We start from the raw sequence: 16771 nt of genomic DNA on the forward strand, positions 1-16771 counted from the left end.
CCACGGAACCACGGAAGAGCGGCAGGAGAGGACAGTGACACAGGTTCAGGAACTCAGCCCGGAGGTCGCCGGGGGTTCGCCCCGCAGACGGACCGCCGCGCTGACCGTGCTCCTCATCGGCATGCTGATGGACCTGCTGGACACGGGCATCGTCAACGTGGCGCTCCCGCCCATCCAGCAGGACCTCGACGCCAGCAGCGCCGCCCTCCAGTGGCTGATCGCCGGCTACTCGCTGCCGTTCGCCATCGGCCTGATCACCGGCGGGCGCCTCGGCGACCTCTACGGCCGCAAGCGGGTCTTCATGATCGGCATGGGGCTCTTCGTCGTCACCTCCCTGTTGTGCACGGTGGCGCAGACCGGCGGGCAGCTGGTCGCCTTCCGGGTGGCCCAAGGTCTGGCGGCCGCGCTGATGGTGCCCCAGGTGATCGCGACCATCCAGGTCATGTACGCGCCGCACGAACGCGCCAAGCCGATCACCGCGGCGGGCGCCATGTACGCGGTCAGCTCGGTGGGCGGCCCCATCGTGGGGGCGCTGCTGACCGAGAGCGACATCGCCGGGCTCGGCTGGCGACTGATCTTCCTGGTCAACGTGCCGGTCGGAGTGGCGACGCTGGTGGCGGCGCACTTCCTGCTGCCGGAGTCGCGGTCGGCGACCGCCAACCGGCTCGACGTCACCGGCATGGTCCTGGTGGCGATCGGGCTGCTGCTCCTGCTCTACCCGCTGGCCGTGGGGCACGAGGAGGGGTGGCCGGCCTGGACGTTCGTCAGCATGCTGCTCTCGGTGCCGGCCCTCGCGGTCTTCGTGGCCCACCAACGGCGCCGCGCCGCCTCTCCCCTGCTGCCGATGTCGCTGTTCCAGCACCGCTCGTTCACCGGCGGGATGGTGATCCTGCTCCTGGGCTTCGGCGCGGTCTTCGGCTTCTTCCTGACCTTCACGGTCTACCTGCAGAACGGCCTCGGCTACAGCATCATGCGCGCCGGCGTGGCCGGAATCTGGTGGGGACTGGCGGCCGCGGTGTTCGCCGGTCTCGCCATCAACGTGCTGGCCCAGCGGTTCGGCCGGCGCGTCGTGCAGGCGGGCCTCGTGATCACCACGCTCGGCCTGGTCGCCATGCTGCTGGTGGTCAGGCAACAGGGCCCGGACGCCGGCGCCGTGGCGCTGGCGCTGCCGCTGGTACTCGGCGGGGCCGGCATGGGCTTCTCCATCTCCATCGTGATGGACTTCGCGCTTTCCGACGTGCCGGTGACCGAGGCCGGATCGGCCTCGGGCGTGTTGAACGCGCTTCAGCAGACCGGCGCCGCGATCGGGGTTTCCGCCATCGGCGCGCTGTTCTTCGGATTACTGCCGGCCGAACCCACACCGACGGAGTGGGCGGGCGAATCGAGCCAGGCATTCGAGCAGACTCTACTGCTTCCCGTCGGCATGATGATCGTGGCATTCGCGGCGAGTTTCCTGCTGCCACGACTCGCCGCCCATCGTCAGGCTCCGTCGGCGACGGCCGACGAGCCTGTCACATCGGGCTGAATACCCCCCGATTCAGCCCTGCTGGCGAGCCCCGCCGCCTCGGAACGAGGCGGCGGGGCTCGCCATGTCTCGCGCGTGAAATCCGCTCGCTCACACGGAAACAAACGTGAGAATTCGCATCGTTTCGGAAACCGCTTAATTCAGAAATGGTTGCGGTATCGCCGGAAGGCATTCAAACTGGAGTACGGCACCGAAGCGCGACTCCAACAGGCGTGCACTCGACCAACGCGCGCCCCCTACTTCGACGACCTCCAAGGTCGCGACCACCAGGACCGGACAGAGCGGAAATCCCCGGAAAACCGCATCGGACATCTCACGACTCAGCAGGTGAACCACGTCTCCAAGGGGGAGGACATGATTCCAGTCGATCGTGAACAGGATCTACACATTTTACGCGAGGCATACACGGCCTGCCTCAACGGTTGGGGGCAACTCGTCGTGGTCAGCGGCGGCGTGGCCTGTGGCAAAACCGAACTGACCCGCGCGTTCGCCAAACACGCCGTGGACGAGGGGGCGGTGCTGCTCTCCGCGACCGGCTCGCATGCGGAACAGACACTTCCATTCGGCCTCCTACGGCAGCTGTTCCACGGCGTCGATCCCTTCCGAATGATCGACCTTTCCTCGGGGTCGCTGAACTCGGCGGCCGACTCGCCAACCATCGACCGCGACTGCGCCGGGGTTCTCGACGAACTCTGCGAGGAACTCATCCAGTTGGCCACGAACCGGCCCGTGGTGATCACCGTCGACGACATCCAGTTCGCCGACAAGCCCTCCTTACGCGCGTTGCTCTACCTCGAACGCCGCCTCAGGACCTCCAGGGTGCTGCTGGTCTTCACCGAGTGGACGCTGCCCAACGCCGGCTACGACCTCTTCCGCTCGGAGATCGTGCGCCCACTGCAGACCGTCCATCTCCAGTTGGCCCCGCTGTCCCGCGCGGGGATCGGCCGACTGCTCGACGAGGAGCTCGGGCCGAAGCTGGCGGAGTCGCTCGCCGCCGAGTGTCACGCCCTGAGCGGCGGCAACCCCCTGCTGGTCAGGGCGTTGATCGACGACCAGCGCGCGCTCCGGCACCATCAGGCGATCCCGCTGACGGACGGCACGCTCGCGGTGGGCCAGCAGTTCACCCGCGCCCTGATCGCCTGCCTGCGCCGGTGGGGGCGGACGCCCTACGACGTCGCCTGCGGCCTCGGCATCCTCTGGGAGAACCGGCCGAGCCACTCGCTGCTCGGCGAGTTGCTCGACATCGAGCCCGGCGACGTCCGGCGGGCGGTCGACGTGCTGGAGACGGCAGGCCTGGCGACCGGTGGCCAGTTGCGGCACTCGGCGGTCAGGACCGCGGTCCTCGAGAGCGTGAGCCCCGCCGAACAGGCGGCGCTGCACCTGAAGGCCGCCGAGCTGTTGCACGGCCGCGAGGCGAGGGCCGCTGACATCGCCGCGCAGCTCATGGCCGCCGACCGGCTCGGCGCCACCGTGCGGGGCCGGTGGGCGGTCGACGCGCTGCGTCAGGCCGCGCAGGACCACCTGCTCAGCCACCGGTTCGACGCCGTGCCCGGATGGCTCGACCTCGCGGCACGCGGCTGCGTCGACGGGAACGAACGGGCCGAGGTGCTCAGCCTGCTGCTGCGCGTCGAGTGGGCACGCCGGCCGTCCGTGGCGTCCCGGCACCTGGCGGCGCTTGAGGCGGCGCGCGCGGACGGCCACCTGTCCCAGGACGACGTGCTCTACCTGGCGAAGTACCTGCTGTGGTACGGCCACCTGGACGAGCTGGGCGAGGTGTTGACCGCCATCGCCGACTCCGCCTCGAGCGATCCGGCGGCACCCGGCAGTCTCGGCCTGACGGTGGAGTGGCTCAGGTTCCTGTGCCCACCGGCCGGCCAGGGCATCGCGCGCCACATGGCCTCGCCCCAGATGGTCTCAGGCACGACCTGGGCGAGGGCGGTGGACATGCTGGACCGCATTCGCGCCGGCGGCCCGCGGGAGGCCATCATCGCCGCGGCGGAACAGGTGCTCAGCAGCTCCCCGCTGCGCGACGAGACCATCGATCTCCAGCTGTCCGCCCTGTTGGCGTTGCTCTACGTCGACGGCGACCAGCGCGCCGAGGCGCTGTGCCAGCTGCTGCTCGCCGACGCGATCAGCCAGCACGCGCCGGTGTGGCGGGCGATGATCGGCGCGATCTACGCGCTCATCCTGTCGCGCCGCGGCGACCTCGCCGGCGCCGGGCGCCAGGCGAAGACGGCCCAGGACCTGTTCACCGGCCAGGGTTGGGGGGTGGCGATCGGCATCCCGCTGTCCGTGCGGGTGGCCGTCGCGACCAGGACCGGCCGGTACGCCGAGGCGTCGGCCGCGCTCCACCTGCCCGTGCCCGAGGCGATGTTCCAGACCCAGTTCGGGCTCTTCTACCTCTACGAACGAGGGCTGTTCTACCTGGCCACCAACCGGGTGCACTCCGCCATGGCGGACTTCACGCGGTGCGGCGAGCTGATGCGCCAGTGGAACCTGGACGTCCAGACCCTGGTCCCGTGGCGGCTCGGCGCCGCCAGGACGCACCTCGCCATGGGCAACCCGCGAGCCGCCCGCGCCCTGGTCGAGGAGCAGTTCGCCGGTTCGGCCCCGATCGGCCCCCGTACCCGGGGGATGTTCCTGCGCGTCCTCGCCGCGACGTCCGAGCCCGAGGACCGCGTGGACCTGCTGCGCGAGTCGGTCAAGCTGCTGGCCGAGGGCGGCGACCAGTTTGAGCTGTCCGGCGCGCTGCGCGAGCTCAGCCTGGCGCTCCAGGCCAGTGGCGAGGCGTCAGAGGCCCGCGCCGTCAGCGCCCGGGCGGCACAGCTCGACAGGTGGTACGGGGACGAGCCGCCCCACCCGGAGCCGCTGCACCCCGACGCGCTCCCCCTGGCCGACCCGATAGGCCGTCACATGTCCTCCGCGCTGTGGAAGGTCGGTGCGCTGAGCGAGGCCGAGCGCCGGGTCGCCGTGCTGGCGGCCCTCGGTCTGACCAACCGGGAGATCAGCGCCAAGCTGTACATCACCGTAAGCACGGTGGAACAGCATCTGACCCGGGTCTACCGGAAACTCAAGGTAAATCGGCGTACCGATCTGCCGGCCGATCTCGACCAGTACTCCACCGCCGAACTGGCGACGGCCTCCTCGGCCTCGCAGCGTGGGTCCCGGCGTTCGCGCGGCCGTTGACCGGTCCGCCCGACGCATGCGAATTCGGCTCGCGCACGGAATTGGCGCACGCCCCTGACACCCCTATTGCCCCTATCGAATTCGAGAGCGGCCGTAGGGGCTTGTCGCCACTCCGAGGCGGTGCCTAGTGTCTTCCGTACGGTCCGCAGCCGACCCCGTCTGGTGAGGAACGAGGGGCCATGACCCGAATTCTGTTCGCAACCATTCCCATAACCGGTCACGTTCGGCCGGGACTTCCGGTCGCACGCGAACTCGTCAATGCCGGCCACCAGGTCGCCTGGTACACCGGGCGGAGGTTCGAGCCGCTGGTGAGCCGCGTCGGCGCGAAATTCGTTCCCAGCTCCGTGGGAGCCGACGGCGACGTGTTGCAGGACATGACCGGCGACCGGAACGGAATCGGCGGCTTCAAGAGAATCATTCGGGAGCTTTTCGTCGAACCGGTGCCGGAGTACGCGCGTGACCTGTCGGACGTCATCGACGAGTTCCGCCCCGACGTGATCGTCGCCGATCACTGTTTCCTCGCCGGCCCGATGGTCGCGAGCCGGCGCGGAATCGGCAGCGTGGTGTACGTCGTCGGTCCGCTCGCCGTGTCGAGCGTCGACACCGCACCGTCCGGCACGGGCCTGGCCCCCTCGTCGTCGCCTCTCGGCCGGCTGCGCAACCGCACCCTGTCGTGGCTGGTCGCCAACGTCGTGTTCCGGGACGTGCAGCAGGCGCTGCGCCGGGCGGCGGCCGCCATCGACTTCCCGGCGCTCGACGACTTCCTGACGGACTGGACCGTGCGGATCGCCGACCGCTACCTGGTGGCGGCGATACCGGAGTTCGAGTACCCGCGCAGCGATCTGCCGCCGGCCGTCGAGTTCATCGGTCCCATGCTGCCCGCCGGCGTGGACGACTGGAGCCCACCCGACTGGTGGCCCGAGCTGCGGGCGGCGCGCCGCGCCGGGCGGCCGGTCGTGCTGGTCACCCAGGGCACGGCGGCGACCGACCCACGTCAGTTGGTGCTTCCGACGATCTCGGCGCTCGCCGACACGGACGCCCTGGTGGTGGCCACCGCCCTCGGCGACCTCCCCGACGACACGTTGCCCCGCCCACGGCCGGCCGGCCTGCGCCTCGAACGGTTCGTGCCCTACACCGAACTGCTCCCGCTGACCGACGTGATGGTCACCAACGGTGGCTACGGCGGTGTGCAGATGTCCCTCGCCTACGGCGTCCCCCTGGTGACCGCCGGCCGCAGCGAGGACAAGATGGAGGTCAACCGGCGGGTGGCCTGGTCGGGCGCCGGCATCTCGCTGAACACGTCGAACCCGCGCCCCGAGCGGCTCCGCTCGGCCGTCACCAGCGTGCTCGAGGACAGCCGGTACCGGGAGCGCGCCCAGCGGCTCAAGGCCGCGTACGCGCGGTACCCCGGGGCGCCGCGCGCCGCCGAGGCGATCCTGGAGACCGCCGCCGGCGCGGCACCGCTGTCCGCGGGCGACGAGGGACGGCCCCGATGAGCACCGCCGAGGACCTGGCGAGCGTCACCTGGGACGTCGTCGTCGTCGGCACCGGCATGGGCGGCGGGACCCTCGGCCACGAGCTGGCCCGGCTCGGCAGACGCGTGCTGTTCCTCGAGAAGGGCCACGCGAACCTCGACCGGGCCCCGACGATCACCGGAGGCTACCCCGAGGAGGCATTCGACCTCGCCCGGGTGACGGACACCGAGCGGGACCAACACCTGGCCCGCGGCGGGCGCAACACCGAGTGGTTCGAGGACACCACGCCCGGCGCGCGCCCGAAGCCGTTCCGGCCCATCGTCGGCTCCGGCGTCGGCGGCTCCTCCGCCCTCTACGGGATGGTCACCGAACGGTTCTTCCGCGAGGACTTCACCCCGCGGGAGAACTTCGGGGACACCGGCGACTCCACCGTGCCCGAGGCGTGGCCCGTCAAGTACGACGAGCTGGTGCCCTGGTATCAGAAGGCCGAGCGCCTGTACCGCGTCCGGGGCACCGCGGACCCGCTCCGCCCCGACGACGACACCGACGCGCTGCTCCCACCGGGCCCGGTCACCGCCGCCAACGCCGCGCTCGCCGAACACCTCGTCGAACGCGGCATGAGCCCCTACGGGCTGCACGTCGCCTGCGAGTACCTGGACGACTGCCAGGCGTGCCAGACCTTCCTGTGCGCCTCCGGCTGCAAGAACCACGCCGGCAACATCTGCGTCGAGCCCGCCGTCCGCGCGTACGGCGCGCGCCTGCTCGACCGCACCACCGCGGTCCGCGTCGAGGCGACCAGGACCCGGGTGACCGGCGTCGTCGCCAGGCGGGACGGTCGCACCCACGTGTTCCGCGGCCGGGTCGTCGTGGTGGCGGCCAGCGCGCTCATGACGCCGGTGCTGCTGCTCAACTCCGCGTCCCGGGAGTGGCCGCGCGGCCTGGCCAACGGCAACGACCTGGTCGGCCGCAACCTGATGCGGCACTTCGTGGACGTCTACCTGTTCAGGGCCGGCCCCGGCGAGCCCGTCCGCGGTCAGGTCAAGGAGCTGAGCGTCAACGACCTCTACCGGGTGGACGGCGAGAAGTACGGCACCTTCCAGTCGATGGGCCACGTCCCGCCCTACGCCTTCCTGATGAACTCCACCCGGGGGAACCGGCGGCTGCTCGGCCCGCTGCGCCCGCTCGCCGACCGCCGCTGGAAGCCATCGGTCCAGGAGCGCTTCGTCACGATGGCCGCCATCATGGAGGACCTGCCCTACGCCGACAACCGGGTCCTGCCGGGGCCCGGCAGCACCGAGGGCCGGGGCCCGACGCTCGAACTCCGCTACACGGTGGGCGCGCCGGACCGCAGACGGCACCGCGAGTTCACCCGGTTGCTCCGCGCCCGGCTCGGCCGGCGGCCGGGCTCGTGGCTCCCGCCGATCCGCCTGTCGGGGGCCGACATGAACAGCGCCCTCGGCCACCAGTGCGGCACCTGCCGCTTCGGCGACGACCCGCGCACCAGCGTGCTCGACCCGGACAACCGCGCCTGGGGCGTGGACAACCTCTACGTGGTCGACACCTCGATGCTGCCGTCGAGCGGCGGCATCAACCCCAGTCTCACCATCGCGGCCAACGCGCTGCGCGTCGGCCACGTCATCCACGGCACGCTGTAGGGGGACGCATGGCGGAGGACCACGCGAGGACAGTGCGGATCGGCGTCCTGGGCGCCGCTCGGATCGTGCGGCGGGCGCTGGTGGTGCCCGCCCGTCGGGTGCCGGGGGTCACGGTGGCCGCGCTCGCCGCCCGCGACCGTGACCGGGCCCGCGCACACGCCCGTCGCCTCGGCATCCCACGCGTCCACGCGGACTACGACGCGCTGCTCGCCGACCCCGACCTCGACGCCGTCTACGTGCCGCTGCCCAACTCCCTGCACGCGGAGTGGGGCGTCCGGGCGCTGCGCGCCGGCAAGCACGTGCTGTGCGAGAAACCGATCGCCGGCAACGAGGCGGAGGCTCGGTGGCTCGCGGACGAGGCGGCCCGCGCCGGGCGGGTGGTCTGCGAGGCGATGCACCCCGTCTACCACCCGCTCGCGGACCGGGTCGGCACGCTCGTCGCCGAGGGCGCGATCGGCGAGGTCCGGCACGTCGAGGCGCGGATCAGCTTCCCGATCCCCTCCCGCGGTGACATCCGCTGGAGCTACGAGCTCGGCGGCGGCGCCCTGATGGACCTGGGCGTCTACGCGGTGGCGCTGCTGCGCGCCTGGGCTGGTGCCGAGCCGGTCGAGGTGACCGGGGCGGAGGCGCGGATCCGCACCCCGGACGTCGACCGCCGGGTCGACGCCCGGCTGCGCTTCGCGAACGGCGCGACCGGCCGGCTCGTGACCTCGATGTGGGGCTGGCCGGCGCTGGCCAGCCGCTGTCATGTCGAGGGCTCCCGTGGCCGGTTGACGGTGCTCAATCCGCTCGGGCCGCACCTGTTCAACCGGATCGTCCTGGATGTCGACGGCGAGCGGAGCCGCGAGAGGGTGGCCGGGCGCCCCGACACCTACACGTGCCAGCTCCGGGCCTTCGTGGCCGCCGTCACGGGCGGCGAACCCCCGCGGACCGGGCCCGAGCACTTCCTGGCCTCCATGCGCGTCATCGACGCGATCTACCGCCGAGCTGGCCTCCCCCCACGCGGTGTCCAGGCCGACGCCGGTCGAGGCGCCCGCGGGCTCGTTCCCCCCGACCCTGATCCCCGCGTCGACTAGGCGGTTCCGTTCGGATCAGCTGGTCCGCCCGGTGAACCGCAGAGGTCACGCCCGTCGAGATCCGCCGGCAGCAGCTGCTCGGTGAGCAGCCGCCGCACGGCCGCGTGCCGGTCGCCGCGTGCCAGGAACTCCCCGACCAGCCGGTGCCCGTGGTGGTAGCCGAGCACGTAGAGCCCCATTCCCGGAGCGCCGATAGAGGTCAGGGCGGCCGCGACGCCGGCCTCGTCGAGCAGGGCCCAACGGGCCAGGTAGCCGGCGACCTCGGCCCGCGGCCTGCCGTCGGCGGCCAGCAGCGCGGCGTTGGCCCAGGCGCCCCAGAGCAGGTTCCTCGCGTGGTGGACGGCCGCGAGGTCGCCTCCGTCGGGCGCGATCCCGAAGGCGGGGAACACCCGGTCGGCGAGCCAGCGTTGGGCCTCGTCGCCGGGGAAGACCACCCCCTGGGCGTGCAGTCCGATGCCCTCGCTGACCACGAAGGCGGGCGACAGCATGAACCGCACCCACTGGTCCTTCCAGCCCCGCCCCTCGACGAGATGGAGCTCCTTCAGCATCGACTCGGCGATGTGCCCGGGGTGCCCCTCGTGGGCGACGACGTACAGCAGGTCGGCGAGGTTGAACGGCAGGCTCTCGTTGACGTGGATCGTGGAGCGCAGCTCGCCGTCGTAGGAGCCGGCGGCCAGGAAGTGCGCCTCCGGCACCAGACGCACGCCGACGCACTCGTCCGCGGGCAGCGGGACGATGACGTGGGTGCGGGCCCGCGTCTCGGCCACCGCCAGGCCGATGAGGTCCGGCAGTTCGCCCCGCCGGTGATCGGGCAGGGCGTGCGCGGCCTCCCACGCCCGCAGCCGGTCGGCCAACCGGCCTGAGCCACGCGGCAGCGCGGCGTCGAGCATGGCGTGCGCCGCCGCCAACTCCGCCTCGGGCACCGGGTCGGCGGCGATCCCCAGCGTCTCCCGCGCGTACTCGGCCAGCGGCGGACACCCGCCGTCCGACGTCCGCGCCACGGCCCGCAACGCTCGTACCTGGGCCGCCAGGTAACGGCTCCGCGGCGGCGCGAACGGCAGCCGGTCCAAGAGCCACTCCGCGTCGTCCACCAACCGCCGGGACGGCGGCGGCTCCTCCGCCGCCACCCGACGCTCCCAGGCCGCCGGGCCCCGGTAGATCAACATCCCGCCCACGCGCCGCGCGACCCGCAGCGCCAACAGCGCGTACCCGCGCACCCAGGCGTCCTGCGACATTCGATCGTCCATACGACCGACGCTAGGCGTACGAACTTCCGTACCCTGTACGGATGAGCGACGACAGCCTGTGGTTCCGCGAGGACGCCGCGGTGGTTCGCCGGCCGCGGCTGTCGCGGGAGCGGATCGTGACGGCGGCCGTCGGACTGCTGGACGCGGAGGGGATGACCGGCTTCTCGATGCGGCGGCTCGCCGCCCGCCTCGACGCCGGCACGATGTCCCTCTACGGCCACGTCTCGAGCCGCGAGGACGTGCTCGACCTGGCCCTGGACGCGGTCTTCGACGAGATCCCGCTGCCGGCGCCAGGTACGCCGTGGCGGGCCGTGCTCACCGCCCAACTCGTCGAGAGCCGGCGGATGATGCGCCGCCACCCGTGGGTCCCGGCGCTGCGCGCCACCCGGCCGCTGCTCGGCCCGATCGCCCTGGCCCACTCCGAGTGCTTCTACGCCGCCCTCGCCGACGCCGGCCTCACCGGGCCGAGCCTGATCGCCGCCGTCAACGCGCTGACCTCCTACGCCCACGGCCACTCGGCCGCCGAGAACGTCTGGCGCACCACCGTCCGCGACCCGGAGCAGGAGGCCGAGCTCCGCCGCCGCGTCCAGGACCACCTGAGCCGCCGCGCCGACCGGTACCCGACGCTGGCGGCCCACGCCCAGGTCGAGTACGCCGACTTCGACGGCTCCTTCGAACTCGGCCTCGAACTCGTCCTGGACGGCATCGAGGCCCGGTTGCCGCCGGTAGCGTGAGCGCCATGACAGCCGGGGAAGAACGGGCGTTGGCGGGCGGCATGGCGAACGCGGGGGCCGTGACGCTCCGCGGCGACGTGGTCCGCCGGCCGGCGCCGGCCAACGCGAAGGCAATCCACGACCACCTGCGCGCGCTGCGCCGGCAGGGCTTCGACGGGGCTCCCAGGCCCCTGCGGATCACCGCCGACGGCCGGGAGGAGTTGGGCTTCGTCCCGGGCGACGTGGCGTTGCCGCCCTTCCCCGCCTGGGTGCTGACGGACGAGGCCCTGGCGTCCGTGGGTCGGCTGCTGCGGCGCCTGCACGAAGCCAGCGCGGCGATCCCCCTCGCCCCGGCCGCCGCCTGGTCGCGCGAGCTCTCCGACCCGGCCGGCGGCCCGCTGCTGTGCCACAACGACGTCTGCCCGGAGAACGTCGTCTTCCGTGACGGCCGGGCCGTCGCCCTCATCGACTTCGACCTGGCCGCCCCTGGCCGCCCGATCTGGGACGTGGCGATGGCCGCCCGCTACTGGGTCCCCATGCGGGACCCCGAGACCGCGCGCCGCACCCATCCCCAACCGCTCGACCCCGCGGCCCGGTTGCGGCTGCTGGCCGACAGCTACGGCCTCTCGGGAGCCGAGCGGGCCGAACTGCCGCTGGTGATCGAGGAGGCGACGGCCGCCGGGCGCGCCTTCGTCGCCGCCCGGGTCGACCGGGGCGACGCCACCTACCTGGCGGCGCTGGCCAGGAGCGGCGGCTGGGCGGGCTGGGACCGGCTGCGGTCCTGGCTGGAGGCCAACCGGCGGAGGTTCACGGCCGCGCTCACCGAGTGACGGAGCCGGTCACGGGGATTGACGGCCGTCGCGTGCGGCTCGATAGTCCGAGTTGGGAGCGCTCCCAAGAGGGCGGGCCACCGCCTGCCCCCACCTCCGATCCGAGGAGCGTTCATGTTCGCCTCACCACGACGCCGGCGCGGCCGGCTCCTGACGCTGTTGCTCACCCTGCTGCTCGCGGCCGGCGCGAGCCTCGCCGCGCAGCCCGCCGCGGCCGCCACCCCGACCCGTGTCATGCTGCTCGGCGACTCCATCACCGGCAACAACGGCTGCTGGCGCGCGCTGCTGTGGCAGCACCTGCAGGCCACGGGACACACCGACGTCGACTTCGTCGGCACCCTCCAGAACCCCTACTGTCAGGGCTCCTTCGACGTCGACAACGAGGGGCACGGCGGCTTCCTGGCCACCGGCATCGCGAACAACGGCCAGCTTCCCGGCTGGCTCTCCGCCACCCAGCCGGACATCGTGATGATGATGCTCGGCACCAACGACGTGTGGAGCCACCTGCCGCCGACCACCATCCTCGACGCCTACACCACACTCCTGGGCCAGATGCGCGCCCAGAACCCGGACATGAGGCTGATCGTCGCGCAGATACCGCCGATGAACCCGGGCGGCTGCGCCGACTGCGCCCAGGGCGCGGTCAACCTCAACAACGCCATCCCGGGGTGGGCCAGCACACACAGCACCGAGCGCTCGCCGATCACCGTGGTCGACCAGTGGACGGGCTTCGACACGGCCACGGACACCACCGACGGTGTGCACCCCAACGAGACCACCGGCATCCAGAAGTTGGAGAGCCGCTGGTACCCGGCGCTGGCCGCGGCGCTCGGCGAAGGCGGCGGCGATCCTGGGCCCGGCCCTGACCCGGGCACCGGCGCCTGCCGCGTCGCCGTCAGCACCAACAGCTGGAACACCGGCCTGACGGCGTCCATCAACGTCACCAACACCGGAACCACCACCGTCAACGGCTGGTCCCTCGACTTCACGTTGGCCGGCGGTCAGCGCATCACCTCCGGCTGGAACGCCAGCTACGCCCCGAGCAGCGGCACGGTCACCGCGACCAACGCCGCCTACAACGCCACGATCGCGCCCGGGGCCAGCGTCTCCATCGGCTTCCAGGCCACCCACACCGGCAACGCCGCGGGACCGACCGCCTTCGCGCTCAACGGCACGGCCTGCGCGACGGCCTGAGACCGCGCACTGCGGCCCCACCGGAGGCGGCGGGGCCGCCCGTTCACGGCTCGCGCGGCGTGAGGCCGCGGAGCGCCGTGTCGACCACCTGGTCGACGTAGTCGGCGGTGAGGGGGCCGGTGCGCTGTAGCCACCGGTTCAGGACGGGGCCGAACAGCAGGTCGACGGCCACGTCAAGGTCGATGTCAGCCGCCAACTGCCCCGCGGCGCACGCCGACCGCAGGCGTTCCTTCTTCATCTCCCGCATCGGCCCGTCAAGTCGCTCCGCGTAGTCGGCCGCCAGGGCCGGATCGTGGACGATCTCGGTGTGCAGGGCACGCATGGGCTGGTCGTAGCGCGGGTCGTTGAGCTCGTCGACGGTGGCCCGCAGCACCAGCTTCAGGTCGGCCGCGAGGTCGCCGGTGTCGGGCAGGGCGGCGGCCTGGCCGTCAGCCCCCTCGCCGGCGAGCGCCAGGAAGGCGTCGAAGAGCAGCGCGCCCTTCGAGGGCCACCAGCGGTAGATCGTCTGCTTGCCGACGCCGGCGGCGGCCGCGATGCCCTCGATGCTGAGCTTCGCGTATCCCACCTCTCCGACGAGGTCGAGGGCGGCGGTGAGGATGGCGCGCCGGGCGGTCTCGCTGCGGCGGCTGGGGTTGGGGGCGCTCTTCGTGGGCACGGGGTCAGCGTACCAACACATGAGACGAGACGGTCCGTCTTGGCAGGTGACACCCGGCCACCTATGATTCTCATCCAGCGAGACGGAACGGACCGTCTCGCTGGAAGGGATCACCATGGAAACCCCGAACCCCGCCTCCTCCCGGGTCTGGTTCATCACCGGGGCCAGCCGCGGCCTCGGCCGCGCCTTCGCGGAGGCCGCGCTCGACGCGGGCGACCGGGTCGTCGGCACGGCCCGCGACGTCTCGCCGCTCGACGAACTCGCCGCTCGCCACCCGGGCCGCCTGCTCGCGCTGCGGCTCGACGTCACGGACCGCGACGCGGTCTTCGACGTCGTCGACCAAGCGGTCGCGCACTTCGGCCGGCTCGACATCGTCGTGAACAACGCCGGCGTGCTCTTCGCCGGGATGGTGGAGGAGTTCACCGAGGCGGAGGCGCGCGCCCAGGTGGACGTCAACTTCTTCGGCGCGCTCTGGGTGAGCCAGGCCGTGCTGCCCCGACTGCGGGCCCAGGGCGGCGGGCACATCGTGCAGATCTCCAGCATCGGCGCGCTCGGCGGCTTCCCGAGCACCGGGCTCTACAGCGCCAGCAAGTTCGCGCTCGAGGGTATGAGCGAGGCGCTGGCGGCCGAGGCCGCGGGGTTCGGCGTCAGGGTCACCATCGTCCAGCCGGGCGGCTACTGGACGGACCTCTACGCCAACACCACGGCGACCAGTCCTGAGCCGAGCTACGACCCGCTGCGCACGGAGTTGGAGAAGCAGTGGGCCGAGGGGTCGGTCGACAGCGAACCCCGGCTGGCCGCCGAGGCGTTGATGAAGCTGGTCGCCAGCGACGACCCGCCGCTGCGGCTCCTGCTCGGCAGCATGGTCTACGACCTCGCCTTCGACATCTCCAGGCGGCGCATGGAGACCTGGGCCGGCTGGGAGTCGGTGAGCCGCGCCGCCGAGCGGGCCGTCCCCGACCCGCGCACGTCCTGACCGCGCCCCGCGCCGCCCTTCGGGGTCAGCGGCCCCGCCTGGCGGCGCGGACGACCCGGATGCCCCGGACCACCGCCTCGCCGAGCAGGACGAAGGTCCACACGCGGCCCGTGCCGTAGAGGAGGCCCTCAGCTCCAGACAGCTCGCGCGGGGCGGAGCCGTTCAGCAGCGTCCAGATGGCGTCGCCGGCCGCCAGGTCCGCGATCCAGCACAGGTCGGCGATGGCCAGGGCGCCCTGGGCCAGGGCGAAGAGCAGGGCGTGACCGCCGAGTTCGGTGAGGTGCCGGCGCGGCGGCGTGCCCTCGCCCGCCGGTGCCTCGGCCGGCACCGCGACCTCGGCCGGCGGCTGGGGCGGCGCCACGACGGCGGGCACCGGCTCGGACGGCGCGGGCGGAGGCGGTGGGGGGAAGTTCGTGACGCGGAGCGCTCGCAGGGCCCCCGGCGTGATCAGCGCGCCCGCGAGGATCACGCCGGACGCGACGACGCACGCCACCGTCCAGGACCTGGTGTCGTACAGCACCCCCGCCGCCAGCGCGCCGATCGCGCTGCCGACGAGCGCGGCCGCCTCGTAGAGACCCATCCCGCGGCCGGTGTGTTCGCCGGCCACCTCGGCGATGACGGCCTCCTGCACCGGCAGCACGGCCGCCCAGGCCACTCCGCTGAGGATCCACAGGGCGGCGATGGCGTGGGGTCCAGGCGCCCAGGACAGGCTCAGCGCGAAGCCGGCGCTCGCCACCGAGGCGACCGCCACCACCCGCGCGCGGCCGAAGCGCACCACGAACGCGTGCAGGCGGCCTGGCAGCAGGCCGCTCACGATCGCGCCGGGCAGGAACACCAGGGCGACCTCCACCACGTCGAGGTCGAAGCCGTTCTGGAGATGGAGCAGCAGGAGCATCCCCACGGCCGCCTCCGCGGTCATGGTGAAGGCGACGGCCAGCAGCATGGGGCGGAGCCTGCGGCCGAGACCGCCGAGCCCCGCCGCGTCGCCTCCACCGCCGGGCGCTGGTGGCCGGACGTCCCTGTCGGGGCTGGCCAGCAGCGCCCCGGCGGCGAGGAGGCAGGCCACGGCGCAACCCAGGAACACGCCGGTGAAGTCGATCACGCCCATCAGGGACATGCCGGCGACGAAGGCGATCCACGAGCCGTTCTCGCGGGCCGCCATCAGCCGCGGGTACACGCCGGAGTCGGCGGCGAGGCGTTCGCCGACGATCGCCCGGACCGCGACCCACAGCAGGGCGCCGCCGACGCCGCTGAGCACCGCGGCTCCGTAGGCGGGGCCGAGGGAGCCGGCGAACGCGTAGCCCGCGCAGGCCACTCCGTACGCGGCGGCGCCGAAGGCCGCCACCCGGCGGCGGTCCCTGGTGTCGGTCAGGACGCCGGCGAGCGGCCGGACCACGACGGAGACGGCCACCTCAAGCGCGACCAGCACGCCGATCTCGGTCGGCCCCGCGCCGAGGGCGATGCCCGCCCACAACGGCAGGAGGAAGTCGACCAGTTCGGCCGGGCCGTTGGTCAGGGCCGCGGCCAGCAGGGTCCGTGCCTCGCGCTGCGGCGCCCGAGCGTCCGTCTGGGGTATGACCATATACCTACGGTAACAGAACAACTGATCTGTAACGACGGCGCATCGCACCGGCGAACTACGATGCCGTTCGTGCCCCGCCACGCCGATCCCGCCGAACGCCGCAGTCATGTGGCCAGAGCCCTGTGGCGCGTCGTCCTCCGCGACGGCCTGGAACGCGCGACGGTCCGCGCCGTCGCCGCCGAGGCCGGACTCTCGCTCGGCGCGATCAGCCACTACTTCTCCAGCCAGGAACAACTACAGCTCTACGCCCTGAAGTTGGTCGACGAACGCGACAACGCGCGGCTCGCCGCGATCGACGAGAGCGGCACGGCGCGGGAGGTCGTCGAGCGGTACCTGTGGGCGCTGCTCCCGGTGGACGAGGAGACCCGCGAGACCAACCGCGTCTTCTACTCCTTCATGGCGCGGGCCCAGGTCGTGCCGGCGTTCCGCGAGATCGTCGCCTCGTTCGACGAGGAGGTGGTGGCCCTGTGCCGGCGCGCCGTCGACCGGCTGGCCGGGGACGGCGTCATCGCCCCCGGCCACGATCGGGAGACCCTGGTGGCCGAGTTCCGCGCGCTCACCGAGGGACTGTCCTTCAAGGCCGCGATGTGGCCGGACGCCACGCCCCCCGAGGAGATCCGCGCCGTGATGCGCGGCTGGCTTGACGCCCTCCCCCAC

Annotated in this window: 13 protein-coding genes; 10 read left to right on the forward strand and 3 right to left on the reverse strand. The window is 72.6% G+C overall.

Annotated features, from left to right (window positions below; genetic code table 11):
* Window positions 1-34 precede the first annotated feature (34 nt).
* From E1265_RS07255 to E1265_RS07275, 5 genes are all read left to right on the forward strand, one after another.
* The gene (locus E1265_RS07255) at window positions 35-1525 is read left to right on the forward strand and encodes an MFS transporter (RefSeq protein ID WP_132929397.1); all 1491 of its coding nucleotides are present in this window, start codon (window positions 35-37) and stop codon (window positions 1523-1525) included.
* Between the two features lie 354 nt (window positions 1526-1879).
* Window positions 1880-4711, forward strand: coding sequence for a helix-turn-helix transcriptional regulator (locus E1265_RS07260; RefSeq protein WP_132929398.1), 2832 nt, complete (start codon window positions 1880-1882; stop codon window positions 4709-4711).
* A 362-nt stretch (window positions 4712-5073) separates the two neighbouring features.
* Complete coding sequence (locus tag E1265_RS07265; protein ID WP_347877164.1) at window positions 5074-6207, forward strand: nucleotide disphospho-sugar-binding domain-containing protein; 1134 nt, start codon at window positions 5074-5076, stop codon at window positions 6205-6207.
* The gene (locus E1265_RS07270; protein ID WP_132929400.1) at window positions 6204-7841 is read left to right on the forward strand and encodes a GMC family oxidoreductase; all 1638 of its coding nucleotides are present in this window, start codon (window positions 6204-6206) and stop codon (window positions 7839-7841) included. Before E1265_RS07265 ends, E1265_RS07270 begins: the two co-directional genes overlap by 4 nt.
* Before the next feature lie 8 nt (window positions 7842-7849).
* The gene (locus tag E1265_RS07275) at window positions 7850-8917 is read left to right on the forward strand and encodes a Gfo/Idh/MocA family oxidoreductase (RefSeq protein ID WP_132929401.1); all 1068 of its coding nucleotides are present in this window, start codon (window positions 7850-7852) and stop codon (window positions 8915-8917) included.
* Here the strand turns inward: E1265_RS07275 and E1265_RS07280 are convergent.
* Complete coding sequence (locus tag E1265_RS07280; RefSeq protein ID WP_207930988.1) at window positions 8914-10164, reverse strand: hypothetical protein; 1251 nt, start codon at window positions 10162-10164, stop codon at window positions 8914-8916. The two genes, E1265_RS07275 and E1265_RS07280, sit on opposite strands and share 4 nt — an antisense overlap.
* Window positions 10165-10205: 41 nt before the next feature.
* Here E1265_RS07280 and E1265_RS07285 point away from each other — a divergent pair, with 41 nt between their 5' ends.
* The 3 genes from E1265_RS07285 to E1265_RS07295 all read left to right on the forward strand — a co-directional run bounded on the left by E1265_RS07285 (window position 10206) and on the right by E1265_RS07295 (window position 12901).
* The gene (locus tag E1265_RS07285; protein WP_132929402.1) at window positions 10206-10898 is read left to right on the forward strand and encodes a TetR/AcrR family transcriptional regulator C-terminal domain-containing protein; all 693 of its coding nucleotides are present in this window, start codon (window positions 10206-10208) and stop codon (window positions 10896-10898) included.
* A gap of 5 nt (window positions 10899-10903) precedes the next feature.
* On the forward strand, window positions 10904-11707 hold the full coding sequence (locus E1265_RS07290) for a phosphotransferase (protein ID WP_132929403.1): 804 nt from the start codon (window positions 10904-10906) through the stop codon (window positions 11705-11707).
* A gap of 114 nt (window positions 11708-11821) precedes the next feature.
* On the forward strand, window positions 11822-12901 hold the full coding sequence (locus E1265_RS07295) for a cellulose binding domain-containing protein (RefSeq protein ID WP_132929404.1): 1080 nt from the start codon (window positions 11822-11824) through the stop codon (window positions 12899-12901).
* Window positions 12902-12944: 43 nt separating this feature from the next.
* Here E1265_RS07295 and E1265_RS07300 read toward each other — a convergent pair whose 3' ends face one another.
* Entirely contained in the window at window positions 12945-13577 is a 633-nt protein-coding gene (locus tag E1265_RS07300; RefSeq protein WP_132929405.1) for a TetR/AcrR family transcriptional regulator, read from the reverse strand.
* 94 nt (window positions 13578-13671) lie between these two features.
* Between E1265_RS07300 and E1265_RS07305 the strand changes: the two genes are divergently transcribed.
* On the forward strand, window positions 13672-14532 hold the full coding sequence (locus E1265_RS07305) for an SDR family oxidoreductase (RefSeq protein ID WP_132929406.1): 861 nt from the start codon (window positions 13672-13674) through the stop codon (window positions 14530-14532).
* A 25-nt stretch (window positions 14533-14557) separates the two neighbouring features.
* On the opposite strand, the gene E1265_RS07310 is transcribed toward E1265_RS07305, so the two are convergent.
* Entirely contained in the window at window positions 14558-16114 is a 1557-nt protein-coding gene (locus E1265_RS07310) for an MFS transporter (protein WP_132929407.1), read from the reverse strand.
* A gap of 69 nt (window positions 16115-16183) precedes the next feature.
* On the opposite strand from E1265_RS07310, the gene E1265_RS07315 reads away from it, so the two are divergent.
* Window positions 16184-16771 (forward strand): TetR family transcriptional regulator C-terminal domain-containing protein (locus tag E1265_RS07315; protein WP_165953676.1); only part of this gene is annotated, 588 nt, incomplete at its 3' end.

It is taken from the genome of Streptomyces sp. 8K308 (assembly GCF_004348315.1).
Taxonomy (GTDB): domain Bacteria; phylum Actinomycetota; class Actinomycetes; order Streptomycetales; family Streptomycetaceae; genus Streptomyces.